This is a genomic window from Leuconostoc gasicomitatum LMG 18811, from assembly GCF_000196855.1.
Classification (GTDB): domain Bacteria; phylum Bacillota; class Bacilli; order Lactobacillales; family Lactobacillaceae; genus Leuconostoc; species Leuconostoc gasicomitatum.
The window spans coordinates 1695677-1711226 of sequence record NC_014319.1 but is presented as its reverse complement, the minus strand read 5'-3'; the positions used below and the strand labels follow the sequence as shown (position 1 = coordinate 1711226).

The 15550-nt window shown below is 37.5% G+C and carries 12 protein-coding genes; 11 read left to right on the top strand and 1 reads right to left on the bottom strand.

The features are described from left to right. The first annotated feature begins 55 nt into the window (after window positions 1-55). From rpoC to LEGAS_RS08325, 9 genes are all read left to right on the top strand, one after another. Window positions 56-3718 carry a DNA-directed RNA polymerase subunit beta' gene (rpoC, locus tag LEGAS_RS08365; RefSeq protein ID WP_010382067.1) on the top strand — a complete coding sequence of 1221 codons (3663 nt, stop codon included), beginning with the start codon at window positions 56-58 and terminating at the stop codon, window positions 3716-3718. A 304-nt stretch (window positions 3719-4022) separates the two neighbouring features. Next, entirely contained in the window at window positions 4023-4430 is a 408-nt protein-coding gene (locus tag LEGAS_RS08360) for a Mini-ribonuclease 3 (RefSeq protein ID WP_013231973.1), read from the top strand. Beyond that, complete coding sequence (gene rlmB / locus LEGAS_RS08355) at window positions 4427-5185, top strand: 23S rRNA (guanosine(2251)-2'-O)-methyltransferase RlmB (RefSeq protein ID WP_010382075.1); 759 nt, start codon at window positions 4427-4429, stop codon at window positions 5183-5185. The genes LEGAS_RS08360 and rlmB overlap by 4 nt, the downstream gene beginning before the upstream one ends. Before the next feature lie 77 nt (window positions 5186-5262). Further along, window positions 5263-5823 carry a sigma factor gene (locus tag LEGAS_RS08350; RefSeq protein WP_013231972.1) on the top strand — a complete coding sequence of 187 codons (561 nt, stop codon included), beginning with the start codon at window positions 5263-5265 and terminating at the stop codon, window positions 5821-5823. 89 nt (window positions 5824-5912) lie between these two features. Continuing rightward, the gene (eno, locus tag LEGAS_RS08345) at window positions 5913-7238 is read left to right on the top strand and encodes a phosphopyruvate hydratase (protein ID WP_010382084.1); all 1326 of its coding nucleotides are present in this window, start codon (window positions 5913-5915) and stop codon (window positions 7236-7238) included. A 197-nt stretch (window positions 7239-7435) separates the two neighbouring features. Then, window positions 7436-8020, top strand: coding sequence for a DNA-3-methyladenine glycosylase I (locus tag LEGAS_RS08340; protein WP_010382090.1), 585 nt, complete (start codon window positions 7436-7438; stop codon window positions 8018-8020). 104 nt (window positions 8021-8124) lie between these two features. Further along, the gene (locus LEGAS_RS08335; RefSeq protein WP_010382093.1) at window positions 8125-9618 is read left to right on the top strand and encodes a Ppx/GppA phosphatase family protein; all 1494 of its coding nucleotides are present in this window, start codon (window positions 8125-8127) and stop codon (window positions 9616-9618) included. Beyond that, complete coding sequence (locus LEGAS_RS08330; protein ID WP_013231970.1) at window positions 9618-11762, top strand: RNA degradosome polyphosphate kinase; 2145 nt, start codon at window positions 9618-9620, stop codon at window positions 11760-11762. The genes LEGAS_RS08335 and LEGAS_RS08330 overlap by 1 nt, the downstream gene beginning before the upstream one ends. Then, complete coding sequence (locus LEGAS_RS08325; protein WP_010382095.1) at window positions 11759-12742, top strand: Ppx/GppA family phosphatase; 984 nt, start codon at window positions 11759-11761, stop codon at window positions 12740-12742. Before LEGAS_RS08330 ends, LEGAS_RS08325 begins: the two co-directional genes overlap by 4 nt. 189 nt (window positions 12743-12931) lie before the next feature. Here the strand turns inward: LEGAS_RS08325 and LEGAS_RS08320 are convergent, their stop codons facing one another. After that, complete coding sequence (locus tag LEGAS_RS08320) at window positions 12932-13567, bottom strand: YigZ family protein (RefSeq protein WP_010382097.1); 636 nt, start codon at window positions 13565-13567, stop codon at window positions 12932-12934. Between the two features lie 17 nt (window positions 13568-13584). Here LEGAS_RS08320 and LEGAS_RS08315 point away from each other — a divergent pair, with 17 nt between their 5' ends. Beyond that, the gene (locus LEGAS_RS08315; RefSeq protein ID WP_013231969.1) at window positions 13585-14862 is read left to right on the top strand and encodes an ATP-dependent helicase ComFA; all 1278 of its coding nucleotides are present in this window, start codon (window positions 13585-13587) and stop codon (window positions 14860-14862) included. Then, window positions 14859-15530 carry a ComF family protein gene (locus tag LEGAS_RS08310; protein WP_010382099.1) on the top strand — a complete coding sequence of 224 codons (672 nt, stop codon included), beginning with the start codon at window positions 14859-14861 and terminating at the stop codon, window positions 15528-15530. Before LEGAS_RS08315 ends, LEGAS_RS08310 begins: the two co-directional genes overlap by 4 nt. The last annotated feature ends 20 nt before the right edge of the window (window positions 15531-15550 follow it).

The following is a 15550-nucleotide window of genomic DNA, read 5'->3' as shown; positions in this document are numbered from 1 at the left end:
TGGGTATTGTATATACACGTTTACGTAATAAATAATGAAAGGTAACAGCAAATAGATGGCAATTGATGTTAATAAGTTCGAAAGCATGCAAATTGGCTTGGCTTCTCCTGATAAGATCCGTTCATGGTCTCATGGTGAAGTAAAGAAGCCAGAAACAATTAATTATCGAACACTTAAGCCAGAGAAAGATGGCTTGTTTGACGAACGCATCTTCGGACCAACAAAAGATTATGAATGCGCCTGTGGTAAATATAAGCGAATCCGATATAAAGGAATTGTTTGTGATCGTTGTGGCGTTGAAGTTACATCATCAAAAGTTCGTCGTGAACGTATGGGTCACATCGAATTAGCTGCACCTGTTACACACATTTGGTACTTCAAGGGTATTCCATCACGTATGGGTCTTGTTTTAGACATGTCACCTCGCTCACTGGAAGAAATTATCTACTTTGCTTCATATGTTGTCATCGAACCTGGTGATGCACCTGTTGAAAAGAAGCAATTAATGACAGAACGTGAATACCGTGAATTGAAGCGAGAATATGGTGCTAGTTTTAAAGCTGGCATGGGTGCTGAAGCAATAAAAGATTTGTTGGCTAGTGTTGATTTAGCTGCTGAAGCAGATCAATTGAAGCGCGAATTGCAAGAAGCAACAGGCCAAAAGCGCGTACGTGCCGTACGACGTCTGGATATTATTGAGGCGTTTTTCCAGTCAAACAATAAGCCTGAGTGGATGGTCATGGATGTTATTCCAGTTATTCCGCCAGACTTACGTCCAATGGTTCAATTAGAAGGTGGCCGTTTTGCCACATCTGATTTGAATGATTTGTATCGTCGTGTGATTAACCGTAACAACCGTTTAAAGCGTTTGCTTGATTTGAATGCGCCAGGCATTATCGTGCAAAACGAAAAGCGTATGCTTCAAGAAGCTGTTGACGCATTGATTGATAATGGTCGTCGTGGCCGACCAGTAGCTGGACCAGGTAACCGACCATTAAAGTCACTTTCTCATATGTTGAAGGGAAAACAAGGTCGTTTCCGTCAGAACTTGTTAGGTAAACGTGTTGATTATTCTGGTCGTTCGGTTATTGATGTTGGGCCTTTCTTGAAGATGAACCAAATGGGCTTGCCACGTCCAATGGCAATTGAATTATTCCGTCCATTCATCATGAAAGAATTAACCACTCGCAATTTAGCTGGCAATGTGAAATCTGCTAAACGTAAAATTGACAAGGCAGATGAAGATGTCATGGATGTTTTGGAAGATGTCATTAAAGAGCATCCAGTTCTTTTGAACCGCGCACCAACATTACATCGTTTGGGAATCCAAGCTTTTGAACCAGTGCTGGTTTCAGGAAAAGCAATGCGTCTGCACCCATTGGTTACAGAAGCATATAATGCTGATTTTGATGGCGATCAAATGGCTATTCACGTACCTTTGTCTGATGAAGCACAAGCTGAAGCACGTTTGTTAATGCTTGCTGCTGGTCATATTTTGGCACCTAAGGACGGGAAACCAATTGTTGCACCTTCGCAAGATATGGTTATTGGAAACTACTACCTGACGGCTGAAGAAGTTGGCCGTGAAGGCGAAGGTATGATATTTTCATCTGTAGAAGAAGCGCAAATTGCTTTTGCAAATAAAGTTGTTCATTATCATACACGTATTGGTATTCAAACATCTTCTTTCCCTGCAGCAAAGCCTTTTACAGATGAACAACGTGCTAAAATCATGGTGACTTCAGTCGGTAAATTAATTTTTAATGAGATTTTACCTGTTGATTTTCCATACATCAATGAACCTTCTGAAGAAAACTTTAAGGGTATCAAAGATACATTCTTTATTGAAGCAGGTGAAGATATTCATGATTATTTGGCAGATACGTCAACTGTGAGTGCCTTTAAAAAGGGCTTCTTGTCAGATGTCATTGCTGAAGTTTATAAGCGTTATAAAGTAACAGAAACATCATTATTGTTGGATCGAATGAAGGATCTGGGATATGCAAAGTCAACAGAATCTGGTTTGACAGTGTCAATGAACGATGTGACTGAATTGCCTGAAAAGCCTGCTATTTTGGCTGATGCTCACCAGCAAGTTGCAACAGTTACAAAGCAATTCCGTCGTGGTTTGATCACAGATGAAGAACGTTACCAACGCGTGACTGAAATATGGACCAAAGCAAAAGATGTTATTCAAGATAAGTTAATCGATTTGTTTGAACCAACAAACCCTATTTTCATGATGCAAGATTCAGGAGCGCGTGGTAACATTTCGAACTTCGTGCAATTAGCTGGTATGCGTGGATTGATGGCTGGCCCTGGTGGTAAGATTATTGAATTGCCAGTTACTGCTAATTTCCGTGAAGGTTTGACAGTGATGGAAATGTTTATTTCTACTCACGGCGCGCGTAAAGGAATGTCTGATACGGCGTTGAAGACAGCTAACTCTGGTTATTTGACACGTCGACTTGTCGATGTTGCACAAGACGTTATTGTTCGTGAATGGAATAACAATGCTGATCGTGGTGTTGCTGTTAAGGCAATTATGGATGGTAACTCAGTTGTTGAACCACTGTATGATCGTATTTTGGGTCGTTATGCTATGAAATCTGTCTTTAATCCAGAAAATGGTGACAGAATTGTTTCACGTAACGAAATGATTGATGAAGATGTTGCAAAAGCTATCGTTGCTGCAGGTGTTGAAGAAGTAACAATTCGTTCGGTCTTTACCTCAACCACAGAACATGGTGTTTCAGTACTTGATTATGGTCGCAACTTAGCTACAGGTGAAGAAGTTGAAGTCGGAGAAGCAGTTGGTACTGTCGCAGCACAATCAATTGGTGAGCCGGGTACGCAATTGACAATGCGTAACTTCCATACGGGTGGTGTTGCCGGTGGTAACGATATTACACAAGGTTTGCCTCGTGTGCAAGAAATTGTTGAAGCACGTATCCCTAAGGGACGCGCTGAAATTTCGGAAGTTACTGGTACAATTGTTTCCATTGAAGAAAATCCAGCTGAACGTACAAAAGCTGTGACGATCGAAGGTGAAACAGATACACGTACGTATACTTTGCCATTAGCAGCGCGTATGCGCTTTGCTGAAGGTGATGATATTAAACGTGGTGCTGCAATTAATGAAGGACCAGTTGATCCTAAAGAATTGTTAGCAGTTACAGATACATTGACAACAGAGTCGTATATGCTGACGGAAATCCAAAAAGTTTATCGTTTGCAAGGTATTGAAGTTTCTGACAAACATATCGAAGTAATGATTCGTCAAATGTTACGTAAGATTCGTGTTATGGATCCAGGTGAAACAAATCTTTTGCCAGGTATGTTGATGGATATTGCTGATTTCAAACGTGCTAATGAACCAGCATTGTTCGAAGGTCTTGTTCCAGCAACTGCGCGTCCAGTGCTACTTGGTATCACGAAAGCTGCTTTGGAGACAAACTCATTCTTATCTGCAGCATCATTCCAAGAGACGACTCGTGTCTTGACAGATGCAGCTATTCGCGGTAAAAATGATCCGTTGGTTGGTTTGAAAGAAAACGTTATTATTGGTAAAATTATTCCTGCCGGAACTGGTATGGCTGAATATCGTAAAATTAAGAGCAAAGTGGTTGGTAATGTTATTGCACAACCTGAAGCCGATAAAGAAACAACACCAGATATTCCTAAATTAGATGATGTTGCTAAAACATTTGAAGCGTAATTTTTAATATATTTCAATAATTTTAAAAAGGCTGTTCATAAAATAGTGTCTGCCGTGCATTGGATTAAAAATCTAATGCATGACAGTCGCTATTTTTTTGGTTAGATTGTGTATGTTATAACAAAAAATAATTAATAGTATAAAAATTTGACGAAAATGATGTGAAGATTCCAATTAGGCCAAAAAAGCAACCAATTAGGCCAAATGTATAGGCATACCTGGTTTTTTCATTTACACTAAAATAGTTCTGCAGAACACACACGAAACTTATACGTGCATGTTAAATCTCGCGTATAATAAAGATATGAAAAATTTACAATATGAACAAATGAATGGATTATCGTTAGCATATATCGGTGATGCAATTTACGAACTTGAAGTGCGCCAGCACTTGCTCTCGCTAGGTTTAACAAAAGTTAATGACTTGCAAAAACACAGTAAACATTATGTTTCAGCTAAATCACATGCAGCGTTGTTTGCATGCATGATGACAGATAGTCTATTAACAGATGACGAATTGATTTATTTCAAACGTGGCCGAAACGCAAAATCACACACAAAAGCGAAAAATACCGATGTGGTGACATATCGTATATCAACTGGTATTGAGGCATTATTTGGATTTTTGCATTTATCAGGGCAATCTGAGCGCATTAGTGAATTAATGACATGGGTTTTTGAACAAGTAGAATCAGGGAGAACGAGCAAATGAAACAAGAACAAATACCAGATCAAACAGAGTTTGTATATGGCCATTATGCCAGTGTTGAAGCTTTAAAAGGGACACAAGAAATTAATAAAGTATGGCTTCAAACAGGTTTACAGGACAAAATACGTAATGAAGTAACCCAACTAGCTAAGAAAAAAGGATTAGTAATTCAACAAGCACCAAAATCAAAACTAGACGAATTAACGGATGGTGGGAATCATCAAGGTGTTGTTTTGAGTGTTGCAGCATTTAACTATGCAACCATTGATGATTTATTTGAAAATGCTAAAAAACACGAAGCAGAACCTTTTTTCTTGATTTTAGATGGTATTGAGGATCCACATAATTTGGGATCGATTTTAAGAACTGCTGATGCTGCTGGTGTACATGGTATTATCATTCCAAAGCGACGTGCAGTACAGTTAACCGCAACAGTGGCTAAAATTTCAACTGGTGCAATTGAGCATGTGCCAGTGGCTCGTGTCACAAACCTAGTTAATACAGTTAGTGAATTAAAAGATCGCGGTATTTGGGTGTTTGGGACCGACATGGCTGGTGAGGATTATCGACGTTGGGATGCGAAAGGGGCAACTGCTTTGATTATCGGAAATGAAGGTAAAGGTATTTCACCATTACTCAAGAAGAAGGTAGATAGCATGTTAACTATTCCAATGACTGGGCATGTTCAAAGTTTAAATGCCAGTGTGGCTGCAAGTTTGTTAATGTATCAAGGATTTAGCTCTCGTAATCCATTATAAAAAGTGTGCGAAGCTTTTTATTTGTAATATTTTACAGGTAAAATGACTTTGAGCACTAATATAGTGGGAGAAGGCAATTGAGGAAAGATAGATTGGTAGCAGCTGTTCGTGCTGCGCAAAACGGACATGAGTTGGCATATAATGTATTAATTAAACATTTACGTGGTGCAATGTACGATGTGCATCGTCGAAAAATTAGCAGTCGTATCACAGCAGATGATTGGTATTCAGATGGTCTAGAGATACTGATAAAATGTGTTAATAAGTTTGACACAATCAAGCCACGTGCTAAATTTTCAACTTACTTTATTACAGCGTTATCAAACCATGCAACAGATTTAGTGAGATCATATTATACAGCAAAATCAGATTTTGAAAAAACAATTATTTCGGAAAATAGTGATGATTCAGGAAATCTGTTTAATTTGGGAACAGATACATATAATCCAGAACAACTATGTGTATTACGTGATATGTTAAGTAATACAGAAATTGCTAAAACGCCTGAATTTAAACAAACAGTCCGACAACTTTTGGGTGTTGATAACGAAAATTTAGAATTTACCACACGTCGTTTTGAACAAATGCAATATCGCTTTAAAAAAGCCATGCACATGGCAATTTCTAAATCATCTTAAAATAATTGAGACACAAGTTGTGTTTCGGTCATCTCCCTGTGATATAATATACATGGTATAAAACCATAAACCAAAGGAGAATTAGACATATGTCTTTAATTACTGATATTATCGCACGCGAAGTCCTTGACTCACGTGGAAACCCTACACTTGAAGCTGAAGTTATCACAGAATTAGGCGGCTTTGGTCGTGGAATGGTACCTTCTGGTGCTTCAACTGGTGAACACGAAGCTGTTGAATTGCGTGATGGCGACAAGTCACGTTTTGGCGGTAAGGGTACAACAAAGGCTGTTGCCAATGTTAACGATGCTATCGCTAAAGCTTTGGTTGGTAAGTTTGATGTCACTGACCAACGTGCAATCGATCAAGCTATGATCGAGCTCGACGGTACAGAAAATAAGGGTAAGTTAGGCGCAAATGCTATTTTGGCTGTTTCAATTGCTGCAGCCCGTGCTGCTGCTGATGAATTAGGCGTACCATTGTTCTCATACTTGGGTGGTGTAAACTCATACGTATTACCAACACCTATGATGAATGTTATCAATGGTGGCGCTCATTCAGCTAACAAGGTTGATTTCCAAGAATTTATGATCATGCCCGTAGGTGCCCCTACGGTTAAGGAAGCAATTCGTTACGGTTCAGAAACTTTCCATGCTTTGAAGAAATTATTAGAAGCAGATGGTAAGGCAACTTCAGTTGGTGATGAAGGTGGATTTGCACCTGATTTCGCTGATAACGAAGAACCTTTAAAGTACTTGATTCGCGCAATTGAAGCTGCTGGTTATAAGCCAGGTCAAGATATTGCTATCGCTGTCGATGTTGCCTCATCAGAATTGTACGATGCAGAAACAAAGACATACAAGTTGCGTTGGTCAACTGGTGATGAATTCACAACACCAGAATTTATCAAGTATCTTGAAGACTTGGCAGATCGTTACCCAATCATTTCAATCGAAGATCCTATCGATGAAAACGAATGGGAAGACTGGGCTACAATTACTGCAGAATTAGGTAAAAAAGTGCAATTAGTTGGTGATGACTTCTTCGTTACTAACACACAATACCTTGAAAAGGGTATCAACATGGGCGCTGCTAATTCAATCTTGATCAAGGTTAACCAAATTGGTACTTTGACAGAAACTTTTGAAGCTATCGAAATGGCTAAAGAAGCTGGTTACACAGCTATTGTTTCTCATCGTTCAGGTGAAACAGAAGATACAACAATTTCTGACTTGGTTGTTGCTACAAACGCAGGTCAAATTAAGACTGGTTCATTGTCACGTACTGATCGTATTGCTAAGTACAACCAATTAATCCGTATTGAAGAATTGTTGGACACAACTGCTAAGTATAAGGGTATTCATTCATTCTATAACTTATCAGCTGCCGCTCGTGAAACTATTCAAAACAAGTAATTTAATTAATGACAAAAATCATGCCATTTTGGGATGATTTTTTAGTACATAAAATATTGGAAGGCCTGTTGTATGCGTAATAAAAAAATGTGGTTAAGTGTGGGAACAACTTTAGGTCTGGCAGCAATGGCTCATGTGATATATTGGCATGTAGGAAATACTGAGAGAAAGACGGATCCAATGAAAAGGATATTGACATGGTTACAAAAAAGATAGTTCGTTGTCAATGGGTTGCCAAATATGAAGTTACTAACGACATGACAAAATATCATGATCAGGAATGGGGACGGCCATTGCGGGACGATGATCGATCACTATTTGAGTTATTAACGTTGGAAGTTTTTCAAGCAGGATTGAGTTGGGAAATCTCATTAAGAAAAAGGCCAGGGATGAAATTGGCTTTTCATGATTTTGACGTGCTACAAGTGAGCCAAATGACAGAAAAAGAGGCTCTAGATTTAAAAACCAATCCAAATATTATTAGAAATGGTTTAAAAATTCTGGCAACAATTAATAATGCACGTGCCATAAAACGCGTGCAAGATGAATTTGATAGTTTTTCTAATTACATATGGCAGTTTACTAACAATAAAATAATAGATAACCAAGTTATAGCCAATCAAGACGTGCCGGCACAAAATGCCTTATCTCAAACTGTTGCGAAGGATATGAAGAAAAGAGGGTTTAAATTTTTGGGACCGGTAACTATTTATTCCTATTTACAAGGGATAGGTATTATTAATGATCACGAAAAAACTTGTTCTTTTAAGTATCACGATTAAATTAAAATATATTATAAAATTAATTATTTACCGGATTTATAAGTTCGCAGCGTCATATATATGATAAACTTAGTGTAACGTATACGTTAGAGGTAGGGGTGAATATGGCGAAATTAGAGGGCATCGTATTACTGAATTCCAGCACAGCTGCATTACAAATTATTGATACTAAGACTGGTAACAAAATTGAAAATGTTAACCGGGAATTTAGTGAAAGTGATATTAACACATCGACGTTTTCAGTCGAAATCATGCGACGCATATTAGATCAAGTGCAACGTTTTCGACAATTATTACGTGACTATGGTGTCCGTGATATACGGTTATTTGGTAGTGAAGCATTGTCACAAGTTAAAAATGCAGTATATTTTGCAGACCAAATTGAAAGTATAACTGGTCTTAGCATTAATTGGTTAAACGGCAATCAAGAAAGTTATTATCGACAACTTGCTGTCCGCCATGCACAGGGTATTCAGCATACAGCGTTAATTGAAAAAAATGCCTTTGTACTTGGCATGAGTTCAGGTCGCATTGATTTGGGATATTTTGAGAAAAATCGTTTTGAATTTTCTCAACACTCATCCGTAGGACCAGTCAAACTAGCACAATCAATTAATGCTATGTCAGTTGAAGTTGCACAGGAAAAATCTTTGGCGGGTGAGTTTATTAGTAGTAAATTAGCCGATTTTTGGCATATGTTACCACCATTTAAACATACTGAAACTTTAATCTTACTGGGTGCCGACTCAGCGCAGAATATATTTTTACCAGAAAACCATCACTGGATTGTTGTGTCAAAAGATCAGTTACAAAATGTCATTGATGATTTAGCAACTATGAATGATCAGGCAATTATTGAGAAGTACGCTGTTAATTTAAATGACGTACCCTTTGCATTGATAGAAATGTTATTATTAATGAATGTTATGGTCGCAGTGGGTGTCAATACCTTACAAATTAGCGATTTAACGGTATTAGATGGCTTGTCAGTCACTGATAATCATGCTGAAGATGACATCATTACCGCTGCACGTGGTATTGCTGATCGCTATATGGTTGAAGAAAAACATCGTGAAATTGTGTTGGTTTATGCTAGGCAGTTATTTGATCGCTTGAAAAAAATTCATCATTTGAATAAACGTGATCGATTGTTATTGGGGGTTGCCGCTTTAGTACATGATGTTGGTGGCTTTATTAATTCTCAGAAACACTATCAGTATTCAGAAGAAATTCTTGAGGGAATTGATTTTCATGGTCTATCTACCTCTGAACAACGTATGATTGCAGCTATAGCCAGATATCACAGCGCCGAGACACCTGATAATGCCTTACGTACCGTGCAAGATTTTTCACCACAACAACGATTGCGTATTGCAAAGTTAGCATCCTTATTACGGTTAGCCGATGCTTTGGATGACAGTCGCTTGCAAAAAATTAGTAAATTAGCAGTATCAATATCTGATGATAATATTACAATTATAGGACAGACAATTGCTGATTTACAACTTGAAATTTATGTATTTGCTCAGAAAGCAAAATTTTTTGAAACAGTATTTGGATTGCCCATCGTGTTGAAGCGACAAAGGAGAAGAGGCTAATGGTTGATTTTAAACGTACAAAATATTATGTCAATCGTGAAATCAGTTGGTTAGCATTTAATGATCGGGTGTTAGAAGAAGCGCGCGATGTTCAAAATCCATTATTTGAGCGTGCCAATTTTTTGGCAATCACGCAAAAAAATATGGACGAATGGTTTATGGTGCGTGTTGCTAGCTTGCAGCAGCAGGTCATGATTGGACATGATCGAGTAGACGCAGCCGGTTTGACACCAACAAAGCAATTAGATGAAATTTCAAAGGTTGCCGGAGGACAAATTAAAAAACAATATCAAGTGTTAACTCGCAGTTTATTACCTGCGTTAAGGCGTGAAGGCTTTGAATTATTACATTCTGACGATTTGACTGCCAATCAAATACAATTTCTGAAACGCTTTTTTGATCAAGAATTATTACCAGTTTTAACACCAATGGCGATTGACACGACACGACCATTTCCTTTTTTAGCAAACGATACATTAAATATAGGTGTGCGTCTTAAAAAATCAGAGGATAAGTTAGAAAAGTATATTGCTGTATTGCAAGTGCCTGAAACTTCGGGTCGTGTCATAGCATTACCAGAGAAAAATCAGTATATTTTAATTGAAGATATTGTTCAACTATTTTTGCCTTCTTTATTTCCAGGCTATGTCATCAGAGAATCAACGGTATTTCATGTTATTCGAGATATGGAATTAGATATAGCAGATGATGAAGATACACCAAATATTCTTCAAGATGTACAATCTAAATTGCAAGAACGAGAACGAGGCCGCGTTATTCGGGTAATTTTTTCGCGAACAACGAGTTCATCATTACGGATAAAGTTAATCAAGTTACTGCATGTAGATGAGTCTCGTGCATATATGGTTAATGGGCCAATTGATTTAACATTTTTGAATGTGTGGTTGAAATTTATTCAGGCACCAGATCTAAAGTTTCCACCATTTAAGGGTTATAATAATCCAAATTTGGCACCGGATAAATTATTTAATAGCATTAAACATCAAGACTATTTATTACACCATCCTTATGATTCCTTTAAACCTGTGATAGAATTTATTCAAACTGCTGCAAAAGATGATCAGGTACTCGCCATTAAAATGACATTGTACCGTGTATCAGGCAAGTCTCCTATTGTTAAAGCGTTAGGTGAAGCTGCACAACATGGCAAACAAGTTACAGTTTTAGTTGAAATTAAGGCTCGCTTTGATGAAGAAAATAATGTGCATTGGGCACGAGAACTAGAGCGACAAGGTGTACACGTTGTTTATGGGTTGCGAGGATTAAAAACGCATGCAAAAGTTGTATTAGTTGTGCGGCGAGAAGATGATACAATTCGACGATATGTCCATTTGGGAACTGGTAATTATAATGATGTGACAGCTAATTTTTATACGGATTTAGGACTATTAACCAGTGACTCAGAATTAGGCGCAGATGTTGCATCGATCTTTAATATTTTAACTGGCTACTCAGACCCAGGTTATTTCCATCAATTACATATGTCACCAGATGGTATTCGTGAATTTATTTATGAACAAATTGATAATGAAATTGCGAATGCAAAGGCAGGTAAAGTTGCTGGAATTAAAATGAAGTTTAACTCACTATCAGACGAACGTATGATAAGACATTTGTATCAAGCTAGTCAAGCAGGGGTTAAGGTGTCATTAATTATTCGAGGAATTACTATGTTGAAGGTGGGAATACCAGAAGTTAGTGAAACAATAGAAGTACATTCGATTGTTGGCCGATTTTTGGAACATAGTCGTATTTATAGCTTTGAAAATGACGGTAATCCTAAAGTTTACTTGTCATCAGCTGACCTAATGACTCGTAATTTGGATCGACGCGTTGAACTACTTTTCCCACTCAAAAATGATCGTTTACGTGATAAGGTGCTATCTATCTTTCAAATTATGTGGCATGATAATGTTAAAACACGTGTGTTACAAGCAAATGGTAGTTTTGAAAAGAAAGATCGTCGCGGTGTGATGGCCCTTGATGCACAAGAAATGTTTACACAAGATACTTTAGTACAACAAAACAATCAAATGAAACAAGAACAACTAACGGCAACAAAGCAAAGGTTTGAACCGTTGAATAATCCGTTTATTAGTGAAGAGTATGGAGGTGAAGAATGACAGTCATTGCAGTGATAGATTTGGGATCTAATTCAGTACGGATGACAGTTAGTCGTTATCATCATGATGGTTCTTATGAGGTTTTAGCAAGATTTCAAGAAATGGTCCGTTTATCGACTGGAATGGGCCCAGATAAGGTACTGCAACCCGAAGCAGTTGCACGTACTTTGACGGCTTTGAATAAATTCAAGCAAGCTTTAAAAGTGTATGATAATGATAAAGTAGAGATACATGCCGTTGCGACAGCTGCGGTGCGACAAGCAAGTAATCAAGCTGAATTTTTGATTGCATTTAAGAAAGAAATGGGTTTTGAACTAAATGTGTTAACCGGTGAAGAAGAGGCACATTTTGACTTTGTTGGTGTTATCAATACCTTTCCGATTAACGATGCGTTGATTTTAGATACGGGAGGTGCATCATCAGAGTTAATTCTGGTTCGTAACAAGCAGGCGGTGCATGCTGTCAGTTTACCAGTTGGCGCGGTTAACATCTCAGAAAGTTATTTGGAAAAAGATCATATATCAGCTGGGGCATTGTTTTCAGCAATAGTGGCTTTAAGACAACTATTTGGCGACATATCATGGCTTCGTGAATCAATTAATATGCCTCTGATTGCACTTGGCGGTAGTAACCGTACATTAGCAAAAATCAGTCGCAAAAAAGAAAAAATTCAAGGAATGGCAGTTCACGGCTATCATTTAAATGTTGGTGAAGTGGCTTTAATTTATCAAAATATCTTAAAAAAAGATCTTGAAGAACGCAAAAAAATACCTGGTCTTGCGAAGGAACGCGGTGATATTATTGTTGGTGGGTTGTTACCATTAGTTGAGTTGCTTCTGTTTACTGAGGGTCAGCAAGTTATTTTTTCACAAAGTGGGTTACGTGAAGGGATCCTCTTTGAACAAATTGCAGCCAATACAGGGCATAATGTTGTGTCACCAGAACCAGCGGCCATGACTATCGATACAGAAGACCTGTAATTTTTACTTACCTTTTCCATGATTTATTCAATTTATGCTATACGTAAAAAGCCGTTAAACCTTTTAAAATAAAGGTTTAACGGCTTTTTGTTAAATAATGATCCACCCGGGAGTCGAACCCGGATCTCAAGAACCGGAATCTTGTGTGCGATCCATTACACTAGCAGATCATAACTATTCAATTATAGCCTATTTAACTGGAAATTCAAAGAAAGTTTCTTCACCAATTTCAAATGTTACTTGTCCAGCAAGTAAATCATTTAATGTTACTTGAAATTCAGGAATATTATCCGTTGATACAGGCACAATAATATGGACAACTGTATCGTATTGGGTGTTCATAACTTGGTAATCGTGGCTAGTTAGCCAGTAAGTGAGCATATCTGCATTTTTGTAATTTACTGTAATAGTTAGTTTTAAACGAGTCAACCGTGAAACTAATCCAGCAGCCTTAATACCATCCGCTACTGTTCCGGCATAAGCGCGTATTAAACCACCAGCGCCTAATTTAACACCGCCAAAGTAGCGTGTCACGACTGCAACGACATCATGCAATTCATTTTTTTGTAGAACTTCTAGGATAGGAATCCCAGCTGTACCACTAGGTTCACCGTTGTCCGAGTAACGCTTAATTTGATTATTATCACCAAGTGTGTAGGCGAAGACGTTGTGGCTTGCCTTGTCATGAGTTTTAGATATTTGATCAATAAATAAGCGTGCATGCTCTTCTGAAGTAATACGAGCAACGTTTAAAATAAACCGTGATTTTTTAATGTTTTGTTCCCAAATAAAATTATTTGGGGCGATTGTGATATAGTTAGTCATAAATCGTATTATACAGTATGAAATCATATTTTGGTCGACAAGTTGTTCACGCAAAAGTAAATAAAGTACCAGAAAACATTGTTTCTTCAGCTGCATTTATTGGCAATATTTGTCAACGATGTGGTCAAAATGTGCATGGTAAATTACCAAAAAATCATTTTTATTGTCGTGCCTGTTTAGCATTAGGACGGGTTAGTACACTTGATGTACTTCTTTCACTTCCTGAGCCCAATAACTTTGATGGTAACGATATTTTATCTTGGACTGGACAATTAACACAGCAACAAAAAGTAGTTAGCGATGAACTACTTGAGACATTATCACGGCAACGTGAACATCTTGTTTGGGCCGTGACGGGTGCAGGTAAAACTGAGATGTTATTTCCAGTTATTCACCAAGCCTTGACACAAAAATATCGTATCGCTATTGTTTCACCGCGAGTTGATGTTATCCTTGAGTTGGCACCACGATTACAGCAGGCTTTTTCAGAAACTGATAAAGTCGTTTTACATGGCGAACAAACTGAAGCGTATCGCTATACACCACTTGTTTTAGCCACAACACATCAAATGTTACGGTTTAAATCGGCATTTGATTTGTTAATTGTTGATGAAGTTGATAGTTTTCCGTACGCTGGGGATCAAATGTTAGCACATGCGGTAAAAAATGCTCGAAAAATAAATAGTGCAGTAATTTATCTTAGTGCAACACCGACAAAAGCATTGCAACAACAAGTGAAACGGCAGTTATTAACAACCTCTTATTTACCGTTACGGTTTCATCAACATTTATTGCCAGTTTTAAAAACAACAATTGTCGGCCCTTGGCGAAAAAAATTACCAGTCATTTTTTTGCGACAGATTAAACAATTTAGTCAAACAAAGAGAAGATTTTTAATCTTTGTGCCACAAGTTTCAGATCTAGTGGGTGTGTATCAAAATATAAAAAATAATTTTCCAGATATGCTTGGAGATCATGTGTTTGCTGGTGATCCGAAAAGACAAGAAAAGGTTCAAAATATGAGAGACCAAACAATTCAATATCTTGTGACTACGACCATTTTAGAACGTGGTGTGACGTTTCCTGGCATAGATGTTTTGATTTTAGGTGCTGATGAAAAAATATTTAGTGAAAATGCTTTAGTTCAAATCGCTGGTCGTGTTGGTCGCAATAAAGATCGCCCAACTGGTTTAGTGAAAGCCTATGTCCAACATACAAATTTTAAAGTAATAGCTGCACAGCGCCAAATTAGACAAATGAATAAACGCGGGCAACAGTTAGGAGGACGAGTATGAGTTGTCATTTATGTCAAAATAATAGCCATAACAAATTATCATTATTAGAAACATTTAATGTCATAAAAAAAGCAAAAAAAAAATTATGTCTAACATGTGAATTAGCGTTTAGCGTCATTATAGTGGGATGTTTAGGATGTGGTAGACAACAAACAAATAGTCAATTATGTCATGATTGCTATCTTTGGCAACAAAAAGGAAAAAAGTTATTAAATCATACAGCTTTGTATCAGTATAATGATGCTATGCGTCAATTTATGAAACAATATAAATTTGATGGTGATTATGACTTACGTGTCATTTTTAATCGTGTGTTCAGTCAAAAAATTAATATTTTGAATGCTGATATTGTCGTACCAATCCCAGTGAGTGAACACACAATGTTAACACGAGGATTTAATCAAACAACTGGATTAATTGAGGGTATACAGTACGAGCAACTTCTTAAAGTATTTGCAAAGGAAAAATCTCCTCAGTCGCAATTTAATCGTCAAATACGAATGACGAGAAAACAACCGTTTACAATGATAGAGCAGGTGTCTTTGAAGGGCAAAGAGGTACTATTGGTTGATGACGTTTATACTACAGGTAATACCCTATATCATGCAGCAGATTTGTTATACGAATGTGGCGCTAAAAATGTGAAAAGTATATCTTTATCTCGATGATTATGGAAAAATGAATATTT